At 65.8% G+C, this 15354-nt stretch carries 19 protein-coding genes; 12 read left to right on the top strand and 7 right to left on the bottom strand.

Going from position 1 to position 15354, the window contains the following annotated elements; genetic code table 11:
• Positions 1–123 precede the first annotated feature (123 nt).
• The 4 genes from AC5W54_RS12065 to AC5W54_RS12050 are packed head-to-tail and all read left to right on the top strand — an operon-like array spanning position 124 to position 3659.
• The gene (locus tag AC5W54_RS12065; protein WP_495962340.1) at positions 124–735 is read left to right on the top strand and encodes a TRAP transporter small permease subunit; all 612 of its coding nucleotides are present in this window, start codon (positions 124–126) and stop codon (positions 733–735) included.
• A complete protein-coding gene (locus AC5W54_RS12060) occupies positions 732–2153 on the top strand; it encodes a TRAP transporter large permease (RefSeq protein ID WP_495962339.1) in 1422 nt (473 codons plus the stop codon). The genes AC5W54_RS12065 and AC5W54_RS12060 overlap by 4 nt, the downstream gene beginning before the upstream one ends.
• Entirely contained in the window at positions 2143–3498 is a 1356-nt protein-coding gene (locus AC5W54_RS12055; protein ID WP_495962338.1) for an amidase, read from the top strand. Before AC5W54_RS12060 ends, AC5W54_RS12055 begins: the two co-directional genes overlap by 11 nt.
• On the top strand, positions 3495–3659 hold the full coding sequence (locus AC5W54_RS12050) for a hypothetical protein (protein WP_495962337.1): 165 nt from the start codon (positions 3495–3497) through the stop codon (positions 3657–3659). Before AC5W54_RS12055 ends, AC5W54_RS12050 begins: the two co-directional genes overlap by 4 nt.
• 116 nt (positions 3660–3775) lie before the next feature.
• On the opposite strand, the gene AC5W54_RS12045 is transcribed toward AC5W54_RS12050, so the two are convergent.
• Positions 3776–4129, bottom strand: coding sequence for an MmcQ/YjbR family DNA-binding protein (locus AC5W54_RS12045; protein WP_495962336.1), 354 nt, complete (start codon positions 4127–4129; stop codon positions 3776–3778).
• Positions 4130–4293: 164 nt separating this feature from the next.
• On the opposite strand from AC5W54_RS12045, the gene AC5W54_RS12040 reads away from it, so the two are divergent.
• The 6 genes from AC5W54_RS12040 to AC5W54_RS12015 all read left to right on the top strand — a co-directional run bounded on the left by AC5W54_RS12040 (position 4294) and on the right by AC5W54_RS12015 (position 8566).
• Positions 4294–4791 carry a DUF3291 domain-containing protein gene (locus AC5W54_RS12040; protein ID WP_495962335.1) on the top strand — a complete coding sequence of 166 codons (498 nt, stop codon included), beginning with the start codon at positions 4294–4296 and terminating at the stop codon, positions 4789–4791.
• Between the two features lie 84 nt (positions 4792–4875).
• Positions 4876–5622: a TIGR01458 family HAD-type hydrolase gene (locus AC5W54_RS12035; RefSeq protein WP_495962334.1), complete on the top strand. Its 747-nt coding sequence runs from the start codon at positions 4876–4878 to the stop codon at positions 5620–5622.
• Positions 5623–5728: 106 nt separating this feature from the next.
• Entirely contained in the window at positions 5729–6352 is a 624-nt protein-coding gene (locus AC5W54_RS12030; protein WP_495962333.1) for a LolA family protein, read from the top strand.
• A 33-nt stretch (positions 6353–6385) separates the two neighbouring features.
• Complete coding sequence (locus AC5W54_RS12025; protein WP_495962332.1) at positions 6386–6865, top strand: SRPBCC family protein; 480 nt, start codon at positions 6386–6388, stop codon at positions 6863–6865.
• Positions 6866–6975: 110 nt separating this feature from the next.
• The gene (locus AC5W54_RS12020; RefSeq protein ID WP_495962331.1) at positions 6976–7335 is read left to right on the top strand and encodes a YciI family protein; all 360 of its coding nucleotides are present in this window, start codon (positions 6976–6978) and stop codon (positions 7333–7335) included.
• A gap of 10 nt (positions 7336–7345) precedes the next feature.
• Positions 7346–8566: an RNA polymerase sigma factor gene (locus tag AC5W54_RS12015; protein ID WP_495962330.1), complete on the top strand. Its 1221-nt coding sequence runs from the start codon at positions 7346–7348 to the stop codon at positions 8564–8566.
• Between the two features lie 14 nt (positions 8567–8580).
• Here AC5W54_RS12015 and AC5W54_RS12010 read toward each other — a convergent pair whose 3' ends face one another.
• Positions 8581–9861, bottom strand: coding sequence for an MgtC/SapB family protein (locus AC5W54_RS12010; protein ID WP_495962329.1), 1281 nt, complete (start codon positions 9859–9861; stop codon positions 8581–8583).
• 210 nt (positions 9862–10071) lie between these two features.
• Between AC5W54_RS12010 and AC5W54_RS12005 the strand changes: the two genes are divergently transcribed.
• Both AC5W54_RS12005 and AC5W54_RS12000 read left to right on the top strand, forming a co-directional pair.
• The gene (locus tag AC5W54_RS12005) at positions 10072–11388 is read left to right on the top strand and encodes a sulfite oxidase (RefSeq protein WP_495962328.1); all 1317 of its coding nucleotides are present in this window, start codon (positions 10072–10074) and stop codon (positions 11386–11388) included.
• A 13-nt stretch (positions 11389–11401) separates the two neighbouring features.
• Positions 11402–11689 carry a hypothetical protein gene (locus AC5W54_RS12000; RefSeq protein ID WP_495962327.1) on the top strand — a complete coding sequence of 96 codons (288 nt, stop codon included), beginning with the start codon at positions 11402–11404 and terminating at the stop codon, positions 11687–11689.
• Between the two features lie 107 nt (positions 11690–11796).
• Here the strand turns inward: AC5W54_RS12000 and AC5W54_RS11995 are convergent, their stop codons facing one another.
• From AC5W54_RS11995 to AC5W54_RS11975, 5 genes are all read right to left on the bottom strand, one after another.
• Positions 11797–12759, bottom strand: coding sequence for an IS1595 family transposase (locus tag AC5W54_RS11995; protein WP_495962326.1), 963 nt, complete (start codon positions 12757–12759; stop codon positions 11797–11799).
• 336 nt (positions 12760–13095) lie between these two features.
• Entirely contained in the window at positions 13096–13620 is a 525-nt protein-coding gene (locus AC5W54_RS11990) for a helix-turn-helix transcriptional regulator (RefSeq protein ID WP_240567476.1), read from the bottom strand.
• Between the two features lie 196 nt (positions 13621–13816).
• Positions 13817–13966 (bottom strand): hypothetical protein, encoded by a 150-nt coding sequence (locus AC5W54_RS11985; protein WP_495962325.1) that lies wholly within the window; start codon positions 13964–13966, stop codon positions 13817–13819.
• Positions 13967–14134: 168 nt separating this feature from the next.
• Positions 14135–14353, bottom strand: coding sequence for a hypothetical protein (locus AC5W54_RS11980; RefSeq protein WP_495962324.1), 219 nt, complete (start codon positions 14351–14353; stop codon positions 14135–14137).
• A 347-nt stretch (positions 14354–14700) separates the two neighbouring features.
• Complete coding sequence (locus tag AC5W54_RS11975) at positions 14701–14988, bottom strand: HigA family addiction module antitoxin (protein ID WP_495962323.1); 288 nt, start codon at positions 14986–14988, stop codon at positions 14701–14703.
• Positions 14989–15354 lie beyond the last annotated feature (366 nt).

The following is a 15354-nucleotide window of genomic DNA, read 5'->3' as shown; positions in this document are numbered from 1 at the left end:
GGCGGCCTCCCCGACTTTCGGCCGGGGAGGCCGCGTGATGCCTGAATCAGGGAATGCGTGTTTTACTCCCTTGCGCGGCGACCCTCGGGTCGGTGTGCGAGCCGATCCGGTAGGTGTGCTTGTATGATCAACGTCATTCGCTTCATCGATTCCGTGACGAGCTGGTTTGGCCGGGCCTTTGCCTGGCTGATCCTGTTCATGGCGTTCGGCATGGGCTACGAAGTGGTGTCGCGTTACGTCTTCAACGCGCCCACGGCCTGGGCCTTCGACATGTCCTATATCCTCTACGGCACCCTCTTGATGATGGGCGGTGCCTACACCCTGGCGCGCAACGCCCATGTGCGCGGTGACTTCCTCTATCGGCTGTGGCGACCGCGCACCCAGGCCATGGTCGAGCTGGTGCTCTACTTCATCTTCTTCTTCCCCGGCATCCTGGCGCTGATCTTCGCCGGCTGGAAGTATGCCGCGCGCTCCTGGCGCTACCTGGAGGTGAGCGTCTACTCTCCCGCCGGGGTGCCGGTGTTCCACTTCAAGACCATCATCGTGGTGGCCGGCATCCTGCTGTTCATCCAGGGCATTGCCCAGGTGTGCCGCTGCATCCTCTGCATCCGCACCAACGAGTGGCCGCCTAATGTGGAGGACGTCGAGGAACTGGAGGACAAGCTGATGCGTCAGGCTGCCCGCGGCGAGGTGGACAAGGCCAAAGAGATCGCCCATGGGAGAGACGACACATGACGGAGCCTCAGATCGCCATCATGATGCTGGGGATCTTCATCCTCATCATCTTTCTCGGTTTCCCCATCGCCTTCACGCTGATGGCGCTGGGCATCATCTTCGGCTACTTCGCTTACTTCAACCCGGGGCGCATGTGGCGCGACTACGACCGTGCCGTGGAGGCCGGCGCCGGCAACTGGGAGTTGATCCAGACCTGGATCGACGGCTTCTTCAACAACCGAATCTTCGACCTCTTCGTCAACCAGACCTTCTCGGTGATGGCCAACGAGGTGCTCACCGCGGTGCCGCTGTTCCTGTTCATGGGCTACATCGTCGAGCGGGCCAACATCGTCGACCGACTCTTCTCGACGCTCTACCTCGCGGCCAAGCGGCTGCCCGGTGCCATGGCGGTGGCGGCGCTGATCACCTGTGCGCTCTTTGCCACGGCCACCGGCATCGTCGGCGCGGTGGTGACGTTGATGGGACTGCTGGCCTTTCCGGCCATGCTCAAGGCGCGCTACAACACCGGCTTCGCCTCAGGCGTGATCTGTGCCGGCGGCACGCTCGGTATCCTGATTCCCCCCTCCATCATGCTGATCGTCTATGCGGCGGCCTCGGGGACCTCGATCGTGCGGCTCTATGCCGGGGCGCTGCTGCCCGGCTTTCTGCTGGCCGGGCTCTACCTGCTCTACATCATCGGCCGCTCGGTACTGCAGCCCTCGGTGGCACCCAAGCCGACGGAAGAAGAGACCGGAGATATTCCCACGGCCAAACTGGTGGTGATGATCTTCACCTCCTTCGTGCCGTTGGCGGTGCTGATCATGGCGGTGCTGGGCTCGATCCTGTTCGGTCTGGCGACGCCGACCGAGGCGGCCTCGGCGGGGGCGCTCGGCGGACTGCTCCTGGCGGTGGCCTACCGCGCCCTGACCTGGCAGCGCCTGCGCGAGGCGGTCTACCTGACCATGAAGACCACGGCCATGGTGTGCTGGCTGTTCGTCGGTTCCTGGACCTTCTCCTCGGTGTTCTCCTATCTGGGCGGCGAGCACCTGATCACCGAGTTCGTCACCGGGCTCGACATCACTCCGCTCACCTTCCTGATCCTGGCGCAGTTCATCATCTTCCTGCTGGGCTGGCCACTGGAGTGGTCGGAGATCATCATCATCTTCGTGCCGATCTTCCTGCCGCTGCTGCCGCACTTCGGCGTCGATCCGCTGTTCTTCGGCATCCTGGTAGCGCTCAACCTGCAGACCTCGTTCCTGACGCCACCCATGGCGATGTCGGCCTACTACCTCAAGGGAATCGCGCCACCACACGTACAACTCGTCGAGATCTTCCGCGGCTGCATGCCCTTCCTGGCCATGGTCTTTCTGGCCATGGTGGTGCTCTACAACTTTCCTCAACTCGTGTTCTGGCTGCCGGAGTTGATCTATGGGCGTTAAGAAAAATTCGACGCAGGAACTGGCCGCGTTGACGGCCCGCGAGGCAGCGCGGCGTATTGCCGAGGGGACGCTGAGCTCGGCCGAGCTGGTCGCGGCCTGCCTCGATACCATCGATGCCCAGGAAGCTGAGGTTCAGGCCTGGGCCTTCCTCGACCGCGACAAGGCCATGGCCGAGGCCAGGGAGCGCGACCGACGTCGCCGGCGTGGGCTGCCGCTCGGGCCCCTGCATGGGGTGCCCGTGGGGGTCAAGGACATCATCGACGTCAAGGGCATGCCCACCGGCAACGGCACGCCCATCGACGAGGGGCAGCGTCCCTTCGAGGATGCCACGGTGGTCCGGCGGTTGCGTGCCGCCGGAGCGGTGATCCTCGGCAAGACGGTGACCACCGAGTTGGCCTATTACCACCCGGGCAAGACGCGCAACCCCCACGATTCCGCGCGCACGCCCGGCGGCTCGTCCAGCGGCTCGGCCGCCGCCGTAGCGGCGGGCATGGTGCCGCTGGCGTTGGGCAGCCAGACCAACGGCTCGGTGATCCGCCCGGCCTCCTACTGCGGAGTGATCGGCTTCAAGCCCACCTTCGGCGCGGTGCCACGCAGTGGCGTGCTGACGCTGGCGCCAAGCCTCGATCAGTTGGGCCTCTTCGCGCGCTCCCTCGAGGATGCGGCGCTGGTCGAGCTGTTGATGGGCGAGGACGGCCAGGACCTGGACGTGCGAGAGAGCCCGGGGCCGCTCACCGCCACGGCACTGGCCGAACCACCGGTGACGCCGGCGCTGGCCATTGTCAGGACGCCCTTCTGGGAGCGGGCGGAGGCGGCCACGCGGGATGCCTTCGGCGAGCTTGCCGCGGCGCTCGGCGAGGCGGCCGACGAGGTCGAGCTGCCCGAGGTCTTCGGTCGCGGCGTCGGCTGGCTGGGCGGGGTGATGGCCGCCGAGATGGCACGCAACCTCGGCCACTATGTCGATCGCGCGCCGGAGCAGGTGAGCGAGAAGCTGCGCGAGCTGATTGCCGACGGGCGGGCGATGAAGGCCCCCGACTACCTGGCAGCCCGCGACATGCGCAAGGTGCTGCGCGATGCGCTCGATCCGCTCTTCCACCGCTTCGATGTCATCGTCACCCCGGCGGCGACCGGTGAGGCGCCGGTGGGGCTCGAGAGCACCGGCGACCCGGTCTTCTGTTCGCTGTGGACCTTCTGCGGCCTGCCGGCGGTCAGCCTGCCGCTGCTGACGGGGCCCAACGGGATGCCGGTCGGCGTGCAGCTGGTCGCACCGCCCGGACAGGATGCCCGCCTGCTGCGCACCGCGCGCTGGCTGGTGCGCACCCTCTCGCAGGAGGTCGGCGCATGATCGACAAGATACTCGCTGGTGTGGCCCTGCTCGGCCTGATCGCCTTCCTGAGCACGGTGCCGCTCTTCGTGCCGCATATCGACCTGATCATTTTCACTCTCGGCTGCGTGCTGCTGGCCGCTTTCGACTTCTGGCGGGAGCTGTTCGGCCGCAGGCGCTGAGAGGCTCGGCACCTTGACGGCGCTGCCATGCCGACGCGGACAAGGAGAGTCCCCGGTCGGTAAGGCGACCTTGACACGCGACGTCGGCCAGGGTCGGCGTGCCCGTGGGCACGGACCTATTCCTGGAAGGGCTCATCGTGGAAGTGCTCGGTCATGCGCCGGGGCGCCTTGTCGCGCCAGGCGGCGATCAAGGCGGCGCGCACCTGATGATGCTCTGCCGAGGCCAGGTGCACGCTGGTGCAGCCCTGCTCGCCCCACTGGCCCGGCGCGGGTTGGAACCCTTCGGGGTTCAGGGCGATGAAGTGCTGCTGCTCCTCCGGCGTCAGCATGACCGTGCCCCAGGCTTCGTCGGGGTAGCCCAGGGAGGCGAAGATCTTGCCGTTGACCCGAAAATCGGGGTGGTTCATGTGGGCATGTTCCACCGCACCGGGCAGCCCCACAGCGAGCGTACGGAAATCCTCGTCGATCATGTCGGTCTCCTGGCGGCCATTCGGGCCCTTTGCCCTCGACCTTAGAATAGAAGCTCATCGGCCGGCTTTCCTTGCCGGAACGCCGCGGTGTGCACCCGAAAGGCGTGGCAGCCGCTCGGGGGCTGGGCTAGGCTTTTGCGTCGATGGCGCAAAGGAGGCACCTCATGGTCGATCATGAACTCGCTCAGTTGAATATCGCCACGCTGAAGGAGCCGCTGGAGTCGCCGTCGATGGCGGACTTCGTGGCCAACCTCGACCGTATCAACGCCCTGGCCGAGCGATCTCCCGGCTTCGTCTGGCGACTGCAGACCGATGGCGGCGATGCCACGGCGCTGCGCCCTCTGGGTGACAATCTCCTGGTCAACATGTCCGTCTGGCAGGACGTCGCGTCGCTCCATGCCTACGTGTATCGCTCCGACCATGTCGAGATCATGCGTCGCCGCAAGGAGTGGTTCGATCGGATGGCGGAGGCCTATATGGTGCTCTGGTGGGTACCGGCGGGACATCGTCCGTCCATGGAGGAGGCTGCCGAGAGACTGGAGCGCCTGCGTCGGCATGGACCGACCCCCGAGGCCTTCAGCTTCCGTCAGGCCTTTCCTCCTCCCGGGACGGTCGAGGCAACGGCGCCCGGTCGTTTTACCGATGAGTGTCCGGCCACCTGAGCGGAGCGGCCGGCGACCGCCCGAGCCTGCTCCCGCCCGGCCGCCTGCTAGGCTGAGAAGGAACAGGGACGAAGGGGGATAGCGATGCTCCAGGCGGTTCTGCTCGATATCAGCGGGGTGCTTCACGAGGATGGGTCACCCCTGCCCGGTGCGGTGGACGCGGTGGCGCGGCTGCAGTCCTCCCGCCTGGCGCTGCGCTTCGTCACCAATACCTCCCGCAAGACCAGTGCGACCGTCTATGCCGAGCTGCTGGAGATGGGCTTCGAGCTCGAGCGGCAGCAGGTCTTCACGGCGCCGGCCGCGGTGCGGCGCTATCTCGAGCGGCACCGGCTGCGCCCCTACCTGCTGGTCCACGAGAATCTCGAACCCGAGTTCGACGGCTTGAACGTCGCCGACCCCGATGCGGTGGTGCTGTGCGACGCCGAGCACCGGCTGGACTATCGGCATCTCGACGAGGCCTTTCAGGTGCTCCAGCAGGGGGCGCCGCTGCTGACCGTGGGCACCAACCGCTATTTCCGCCAGCGCGGCGGCTTGCACCTGGACGTCGGCCCCTTCGTCAAGGCGCTCGAGTACGCCGCCGACACCGAGGCCGTGGTGTTGGGCAAACCAGCGGCGGGCTTCTTCCGGGCGGTGCTCGAGGATATCGGGGTGGGGGCCGAGGATGCGTTGATGGTCGGCGACGATGTCGAGGCCGATGTGGCCGCGGCCATGGGCATCGGCATGCACGGCGTCCTGGTCCGGACCGGCAAGTATCGAGAAGGCGACGAGGCGCGGGCGCCGGGGGCAGTGGTCGAGACGAGCCTGGCCGAGTGGGTGCCCCGGCTGCTCTGACGAACGCCTGTTGCCGAGCGGATTCGCCAACCCGGGGGGAGGCGGGGCGCCGCGCTGCTAAGCTGGGAGAAGATGCATCGCCGCCTGGCCATGGTGGAGGGGAGGTATGTTGCCGGAACTGTTGATGGTGGTCGCACTCGGGCTGGAACCCGACCCCTTGTCGGCGGCCCTGTCGCGGTACGAGCAGGTACCTGCCTATCAGCTGACCGTGCGCAGCGAGGGCCGGCGAGGCGAGGAGGTCATTCGCTATGCCTACCGTCGGCCCGGGTTCATCCGCATGGACATGGTCACCCCCTACCGCGGCGCCGTGCTGATCTACAGCCCCGAGACCCGGCGGGTGCGGCTGTGGCCCTTCGGCTCCCCCGAGCGACGTGCCGGGCTTTCCCTCAGCCCCCTCAACCCCCTGGTGCGCAGCGCCCGGGGGCACCGGGTGGATGAGTCGGACGTGGGCACCCTGCTGCGCAACGTGCAGCGACTGCAGCAGCAGGGCGAATTGCATCACCTGGGCGGCGCCGTGATCGATGACCGCCGCAGTCACCACCTGGTCGTGCAGGGCGAGGAGGGCCATCGGGTGGGTGAGGTCGCCCGTTACGAGCTGTGGCTCGACGACGAGACCCTGTTCCCGCTCAAGGTCATCAGCTTCGACCGACTGGGGAGCGTGATCGAGACCGTATGGCTGGAGGAGATCGTCATCGATCCCGACCTGCCGGAGAATTTCTTCTCGCCCTGAGCCGCGTCCCGAGTCGAGGCAAGGAACCCGAGCATGGCGGAGTGGCGGTTCGTCACCACCTGGCGGTTCGAGGCACCGATCGATGCAGTGTATCGGGTGATCAGCGAGTCGCAGTGCTGGCCGACCTGGTGGAAGAGCCTCCGCTCGGTGGAGGAGCTGGCGCCCGGAGACGCCAATGGCATCGGCCGCAGATACCGCTACACCTGGCAGAGTCGGCTGGGGTATCGGCTGCGCTTCGAGATTCGTGTCACCCGCGTCCTGCCGGCCAGGCTGATCGAGGGGAGCGCCAGCGGCGACGTGCAGGGGACCGGTCGCTGGCTGCTGACCGACGAGGGGGGCGTCACCCGGGTGCGATACGAGTGGCGGGTACGCCCCGCCCGGCGTTGGATGGCCCTGGTGGCCCCCGTCGCCGGTCCCCTGTTCGCCTGGAACCATCATGCCGTGATGCAGGACGGTGCCACCGGGCTCGCCCGGCGGCTCGGGGTGCGGCTGCTCGGGACCACCCGCGAATGAGGTGGTCATCGACATCCCGTGCGCCTCGATCCGTTGTCGATTCGCCCCGGCGTCGCTCGACCCTTGAGCAGGCAGCGCCTAGGCTGCTTGGCAACCGAGGAGATTTCGACATGCAATACATGCTGATGTGCTGCATCGACGAGGCATTGTGGGAGGCGCTGCCCGAGGCGTCGCGCGACGAAGTGATGGACGACTACCATGCGCTGATCCAGGAGATGGTCACCAGCGGCCACTACCGTGGCGGTGCCCGCCTGCAGTCGGTGGCGACCGCCACCACCCTGCGTGAGCAGAACGGCAGGGTGGTGATGCTCGACGGCCCCTTCGCCGAGGCCCGCGAGCAGCTGGGGGGCTTCCACGTGGTGGAGTGCCGCGACCTCGACGAGGCCCTGGCCCTGGCCCGGCGCATCCCGCCGCTGCGGGTGGGGGGCTCGGTCGAGGTGCGGCCGGTGGACCCGGCCTATCGGCTGTGATGGGGTGCTCGTGAACCTGGCTGCCCTCCATCGCCGTGAGTATGGCCGCCTGCTCGCCGGACTGATTCGCCGCTTCGGCGATTTTGCGCTGGCCGAGGACGCCCTGCAGGGGGCGTTCGAGGCCGCCATGGTGCAGTGGCCGGCCGAAGGCACGCCGCCGAATCCGGTCTCCTGGCTGGCGGCCACCGCCCGCCACAAGGCCGTCGACCAGTTGCGTCACCGGCAGATGCGCGAGCGCAAGCAGGGGGAACTCGCCACCCACCTGGCGCTGCTGCTCGAGTCCACGGCAGAGGCCGACGATCCCGAGCCGCTGGACAGCCTGCGGTTGATCTTCACCTGCTGCCATCCGGCCCTGTCCCGGCCCGCCCAGGTGGCGCTGACCCTGCGTACCCTGGGCGGGCTCACCACCGAGGAGATCGCCCGGGCCTTCATGGTGCCGGTGCCTACCCTGGCCCAGCGCCTGGTGCGCGCCAAGGCCAAGATCCGCGATGCCGGCATACCCTTCGAGGTGCCGGGCGACGACGACCTGGCCGAGCGCCTGGAGGCGGTGCTGGCGGTGATCTACCTGATCTTCAACGAGGGCTATGCCGCCAGCTACGGCGATCGACTGATACGCGACGACCTGTGCCATGAGGCGATTCGCCTCGGCCGCCTGCTGGTTGGCCTGCTGCCCGCCGAACGTGAGGCCCGGGGGCTGCTGGCGCTGATGCTGCTGCATGACGCCCGGCGCGAGACGCGCACCGATGCCGCCGGCGACCTCGTGCTGCTCGAGGACCAGGACCGCAGCCGCTGGGACCGGGAGGCGATCACCGAGGGCGCCGCCCAGGTCGAGCTGGCCCTGCGCGGCCGGACGCTCGGACCCTACACGATCCAGGCCGCCATCGTCGCCCTGCATGCCCAGGCTCCCACGGCGACCGACACCGACTGGCGCCGCATCGCGGCGCTCTACAGCCTGCTCTATGGTCTCCAGCCCACCCCGGTGGTGGCGCTCAACCGCGCCGTGGCGATCGCCATGGCCGATAGCCTGGAGACGGGCCTTGGCCTGCTCGAGGAGATTCATCTGCCCGGCTACCACCTGCTGCCGGCCACCCGGGCCGACCTGCTGCGCCGGCTGGGCCGATACGGCGCGGCCGCCGAGCACTATCGCGAGGCCCTGGGCCTGGTGACCCAGGCAGCCGAGCGGCGCTTCCTCGAGCGGCGACTGGCCGAGGTCGAACGCCTGCGGGATTGAGCGCGCTTGCCGGCTCAGACCAGCCACGCTACCCCAAGCCCTGCCAGCAGCGAGGCGAGCATTGGCAGGGCCACTCTCAGCCCCAGGCGGCGGGTGCCGAAACCGCCGGCCAGACCGGCCTTCACCAGATTGTTCATGGCTGCAGCGATGACGATGCCCAGCACCGCGGTGGAGGCGTCGATGCGGCCCAGCGACATGCGGGTCAGCGACAGGGTGATGGCGTCGACGTCGGCGATCCCCGAGGTGGCGGCCAGCAGGTAGATGCCGGCCTCGCCCAGCCACTCCCGCAGCCACTCGCCGAGCAGCATGATCAGCGCCAGCAGGGCACCGAACAGCAGCGCCGTGCGCAGCTCCAGGGGGTTCTGGATCGGTGTCGGCCGGTCGGCCATGAAAGCTTGGCGGTGCCGGCGCCAGATCAGTAGTGCCGGTAGATAGAGCAGGACTCCCATGACCGTGACCGGTGGGAGGAGCGGAGCCAGCAGGCCGGGGCTGACCACCGCGGCATAGATCAGGATGCGCGGGAACATGGTACCGCAGGCGAGCAGGATGCCGGCGGTGAGCAGTGGGCCATGCTCCGGTGCCCGGCGCGACTGGCGGGCGAAGTGCAGGGTCAGGGCGGTGGAGGAGCTGAGCCCGGCGAACAGGCCGGTGAAGAGGATCCCCTTCTCGGGGCCGCCGACGCGGATGGCGAAGTAGCCGACGAAGGAGATCGAGGCGATGAGCACCACCATCCACCAGATCTGGTAGGGATTGAGGGCCTCACCCGGCCCCAGTCCCTGGTTGGGCAGCAGCGGCAGCATCACCACACTGATCAGCAGCAGCTTGAGGCCGGCGTCGAGCTCGTGGGCCTGTAGCTTGCCCAGCAGGCCGTGGATCTCGCGCTTGTTGTCGAGGATGACCGCGGTGATCACGGCACAGGCGGTGGCCAGGGCCAGGTCGACGGCCACGGCGATGGCGCCGAAGCAGAAGGTGAGCAGCAGCCCGATCAGGCCGGTGATGCTGTAGTCGCGATGCTCGGCCACCCGGGCCTGCCAGGCCACCAGGCCGATGGCTGCCACGCCCAGGAACAGCAGCGGGAAGGCCCAGGCGATGAGCCGTTCGGCGAGCAGCGCGGCGATGCCGCCGAGCAGCCCCACCAGGGCATGGGTGCGGATGCCGGCGATGCGCTCTCCGGACCGCTGCTCCCGTGCCACCCAGCCCCGCTCGGTACCGATCAACGCCCCCAGCAGCAGTGCCACCGCGAGCCGGATGGCGGTCTCGTTGGCGGCGATGAACTGGCTGGCGACGTCGTCCATGGGCATTGGGATCCTGGCCTGCAGAGAGGCGACGCCTTCATGGTGGACCGTGCGACGGGCGGCATCAATCGCGGTGCTTGCGAGAGTTCCACTGTTTTGCGGAACCCTCCGGGCTCGAGCCTCGATTTTCTCGCTATGCTGGAGAGGGACCGACCGGATAGGGATGTCCTGCCGACCACTCCTCATGACGACAACGGTTTGGAGGCAGACATGTCCGACGACAAGAAGGCAAGAGGGTTACGCGAGCTCTACGACCAGGATCCCGAACGCGCCGACTGGCTGGTGTTCGGGCGCATCACCGGTACCAATCGCCGAGGCTTTCTCAAGGGGGCGGGACTCGCCGCCATGACCGCCGCGGTGGGGGCCGCCTCGATTCCCTTCTCCCGCCACATGCCCGGCGGGCTGATCCCGGCGGCGCTGGCCGACGAGGTGGGTGATTTCGAACTCCTCGGCAAGGAAAACATCATCATCCGCAACGACCGGCCGGTGAACCTGGAGACGCCGGTGCACCTGCTCGATGACGACGTCACGCCGATCCGCCACTTCTTCGTGCGCAACAACGGCGGCCTGCCCGACGAGGTCGAGGACCGCGACGGCTGGACCCTGACCATAGAGGGTGAAGTCGATGAGCCCTTCGAGATCACCCTGGGTGAGATCAAGGAGCGCTTCGAGACCCTCACCCGCCAGGCCCAGCTGGAGTGCGGCGGCAACGGCCGGGCGGGCTTCAACCCCTCGCCGCGGGGCAACCAGTGGGTCATCGGGGCCGTGGGCAACGGCGAGTGGACCGGCTGTCGGCTCAAGGACGTGCTCGAGTCGGCGGGCGTCGGGTCGTCGGCGGTCTATACCGCCCACTACGGCGCCGACCCGCATCTCTCCGGTGACCCGGAGCGGGAGGCGCTCAGCCGCGGCGTGCCGATCGAGAAGGCGCTGGAGGAGCAGAACATGCTGGTCTGGGAGATGAACGGCGAGCCGCTGCCGCTGGCCCATGGTGGCCCACTGCGGGTGCTGGTGCCCGGCTGGCCCGGCTCCTGTTCGCAGAAGTGGCTCACCCGCATCCGGGTTCGCGACCAGGAACATGATGGACCGGGCATGACCGGCCACTCCTACCGCGTACCGCGCCACCCGGTGGAGCCCGGTGCCGAGGTGCCCGACGAGGACATGGTGGTCATCCACTCGATGCCGGTGAAGTCGATCATTACCCATCCACAGACCCGGGTCGAAGTGCCCAGTGGCGAAGCGCTGGCGGTACGGGGCCATGCCTGGGCAGGGGATCGCAAGGTCGCGGCCATGCATGTCTCCATCGACTTCGGTGCCACCTGGCAGGAGGCCGAGCTGGACGAACCGGTCAATCCCTACGCCTGGCAGCACTGGCGTGCCGAGATCGCATTGCCGTCGCAGGGGTATTTCGAGGTGTGGGCGCGGGCCACTGACGACCACGGCGACACGCAGCCGGCGGTGGTGCCGGGGTGGAACCCCCGGGGCTATCTCAACAACTCCCAGCACCGCATCGCGGTCATCGCCGTATGACCCGGGGGTGACGATGAGACGATGTCTGCCGGTTGCGCTGCTCGGCATGGCGCTGGCCATGCCGCTGCAGGCCAGCGATGACGACTACGGAGGCCTGCCCGAGGGAGAGGGGCGGCTCGAGACCTACCAGAACTGTGTCGCCTGCCACTCCACGGCGATCATCCGCCAGCAGCGCCTATCCCGTGAGACCTGGGACGAGGTGCTCGACTGGATGGTCGAGCAGCAGGGCATGTGGGAGATGGCTCCCGAGGTACGCGAGACGGTGCTGGACTATCTTGCCGAGCAGTTCGGGCGCGAGTGAGTCTTCCTGCATGACCCACAGGGCCGTCGCCAGGCGGCCCTGCGGGTGACGGCGGTAACGCGACATTTGCCAAGCGCTATGGACTACCGGATACTGTATGGGAATGGCTATGTTGGTATCTGCTGTTGGTTACCGCCGATCGCCGCACGAAGCCACACCTCCTCGGCTGGCTTGGCGGTTTCAAACAGTCGCCGCCATGCCAGGTAATTCGGTAAATACGCTGTCCCCACCCCATGAAAGCGCCCCATCCAGCCTTTTAATCGGCTGATATAACTGTTGACGTTCTGAATGTGGTATTCCTTGCCAATCACTCGCTGGTTATCGAGTGTGATCAGTCGGTGATGGGCAATCCCATGCTCAGCAGAGAAGGTCTTATACCAGCTGTGCCCGTCCGAACATAAAATCGAATCGCGATCGATGATCGGTGCCAGAAAGTCGTGAACGGTAGCCTTCTGGAGCATCGGATCCACCAGGTCACTGACGTGGCCATTGCGATCACGCACGATAACGACTGAAATCTTATCCGCTTTTTTCTTCTTATTGCTCTGTCCGCCACGCTGCCGAGGCTTGCGGTGCGTGAGGTGGCGTTTTCCCTTACAGGACTCCGCGAAGAAGGTCTCGTCTACCTCGATGATGCCGGACAAGGCATTGACGTTGGCGCGGGCGCTCTCTCGCAGGAAGCGATGACGCCACCGGAAGGCCGTCTTTAAATCGATACCCACTCGGGCTGCCGAGACGCGTAATGTCAGGCTGTCTCGCATGCAGCGCAGGTAGTCAAACCATTTGTCACGGTGGTGCAGCTTGGCCAGGGGCGTGCCCGTAAGGCCATTGAACGTCTTGCGACACGCAGGATTCCGGCACCGATACCGCGGCAAACCACCGGCACGCCCCCATTTGACAGGATGCTCATTGCCGCAGTGGGGACATGGAGGGTGAGATCTTGCCGTCTCGATCAGGGTATCCGCTTGGGCGTTGATTTGCCCAAGCAGCTGATGGGAAAAGTACTTTTTGAGATCGACGGGGAGGCGAGCCAGGGTCTGCTCGAGAGTTTTGAGGTCTGCGCGCTTCATGGTGTACTCCAGGGGAAACTGGATATACAGTAGTTTATACAGTATTTTTGAAGCACGCCAACAGCAGATACCAACATAGCGACATACATACAGAGTATGGGAAGCCACGGCTCGCGGCAATGCGCAGCACAACGCGACCAGAGTCCCAATGCAACGCCTTGCGAGGATAGCGCTCCGTCCCTCGTGACCTACCGCGCCCCGAACCCCGTAAACAGTATCCGCACCGTCTTCAGGGTGAGCAGCACATCCAGCCACAGCGAGGTGATGCGTGAGTCTTGCTCGGAGATGGTGAAGTCCTCGCTGCTCATGTCGTTAAAACTGGTGGCATAGAAGCCGTTACGAGGCCAGTGCCTCGAAGCGCCGGGTCTCCTCGGCCGGCAGCCGCAGCCCCTCGCGCGCGACATTGGCCAGCATGCTGACCCGGGCAACCTCATGCAAGGCCTCGTCAACGGGCTTCTGCTGATGTGTGCGGAACCATTCCAGAACCTCCGCGAGATGCCACAACGAAGCACGCCCCTCATGCAACGGCAGCGGAAAGGTGGCGCGATGCGACTGCAGCAGTTTGCGCATGTTCTGTCGGCTGAACCCGAATAACTCCGCCATATCCGTCACCCCGACCAGATCGGGCCCCGCTTCAATCAAGCGCGCCCCGGGAATAGCACGCTTCACATCCACCATGGCGCTGGTGATCGCCTCTTCGGCAGAGGCCGCTTCACGAGAAAACTCCAGCGCCAAGCGGCCCTGCTGCCCGAGACCGACCAGTGCATCATCACAACCTGCCTTGAAGAGTCGGGTCTCCAAGGCTTCCATGTCGAGGCCGTAGGGAATAGCAAATTTCAAGGTAAAGTCATAGTCGGTCATGATCTGTCGTCCTCCTCGGAGGATGCGCCACCGGTACAGTTATCGACGACACGACGTAACTGCAATCTCTTTCTTGCCATGACGTGAGCGTTTCATGAAAACTCCTGGGGGTCAGCATAGGGGAGACCATCGACGGTTGTCAATTGACAACCATGTGAGCGCCACTATCCGATCTCCCCCCACCATCACTACTCCCTCATCTCGCTCCCACGCCCATGAACAGAACCTGCACCGTCTTCAGGACGATCAGCACATCCAGCCACAGCGAGAAGTGCTTGATGGTGTAGAAGTCGTGCTGCAGCTTGCGGGGCATGCCGTTCACCTCGGCGGCATAGCCCTGTTCCACCTGGGCCCACCCGAAGATCCCCGGCCGCACCACGTGGCGGTAGCGGGTAGCTGAAGAACGGCATGTCTTGCTCGTACCACTCGGAGAGCAGTGCTATTCCTGAAGTTGACCGCCTCCATTGCCCCCCTTCAGATCAAGCCATGATCCGCCGTGGAATCAGTGCTTGTCTTAGGCGCACAGGGCCTGGACTTCCGCGGTCGTCAGCCCAGTCGCCTCGGCGATCTGCTCGTCGGTGAGCACCCCCAGCATGATCAGGTTGCGGGCCGTCGCCTGCTTCGCCTCGAGGCGGCCTTCCTCGCGGCCCTCCTCGCGGCCTTCCTCGCGGCCTTCCTCGCGGCCTTCCAGACGCTCCTTCTTGACCAGGTTCTCCAGGTTCTCTGCCAGCATGTCTCTATCCTCCACCAAGCTATCCCGCCGCTCCAGGTTGACAGCGGTTACCCCAACCTCAGCGATATCCGCCAGGCGCCTGCGGCGCCCATCGCTCGGCGGAGCCAAGCTCCCACCAGGCAGGGCATCTGCTCCTCCTGACAGGAGCTTCCATCGGCGGGGAATCCACTACCCTGTGGGAGCCACGCTCTGCGGGGCGATTGCGGCGCGAAGCGGCGCTGGCGGTGGCCTGAGACGTTGGCGGTTACCGCCAGGCGCCTGCGGCGCCCATCGCTCGGCGGAGCCAAGCTCCCACCAGGCAGGCATCTGCTCGTCCTGTTCAGGAGCTCCCACCGACGGGTACTACCTTATGCCGCAACGAGCTTCTTGACACGAAGGCTCTTGCGGTGCTGCTCGGCATGCCAAAGCTCATACTGAGACTGCTGGGCAAGCCAACTCTCCGCCGACGTATCAAACGCAATAGAGAGCCTGATAGCCATTTCAGGGCTGATACCCGCCTTGCCGTTCAGTATCGCACTCAGGGTCTTACGGCTTACGCCAAGCGCTTCTGCCGCGGCGGTCACAGACAAACCAAGGGGCTCCAGGCATAGTTCCCTGATGATTTCACCTGGGTGAGGGGGGTTGTGCATCAACATGGATAGTACCTCAGTGATAATCTTCGTAGTTCACTGAAGTTGACCGCCTCCATTGGCCCCCTTCAGATCAAGCCATGATCCGCCGTGGAATCAGTGCTTGTCTTCGGCGCACAGGGCCTGGACTTCCGCGGTCGTCAGCCCGGTCGCCTCGGCGATCTGCTCATCGGTGAGTACCCCCAGCTTGATCAAGTTGCTGTGGGATGAAAATAAAATGCCATCCTATGATGTGGCATAACCCGTTGAGTAAATATCCCCCGGCAAAGCCGGGGGCTTTATTTTGTTAGCCCCTCAAAGGGGCAAGAATTTGAGCCGCCTGAAGGCGGCCATCCTCACATGCCGAACTTGAGCTGGTCATAATGTTCATCC

This window comes from Halomonas sp. LMYGS-3 (genome assembly GCF_059509875.1).
Note: the sequence above shows the minus strand (reverse complement) of the source record. Positions and strands in the feature narration are given on the sequence as shown.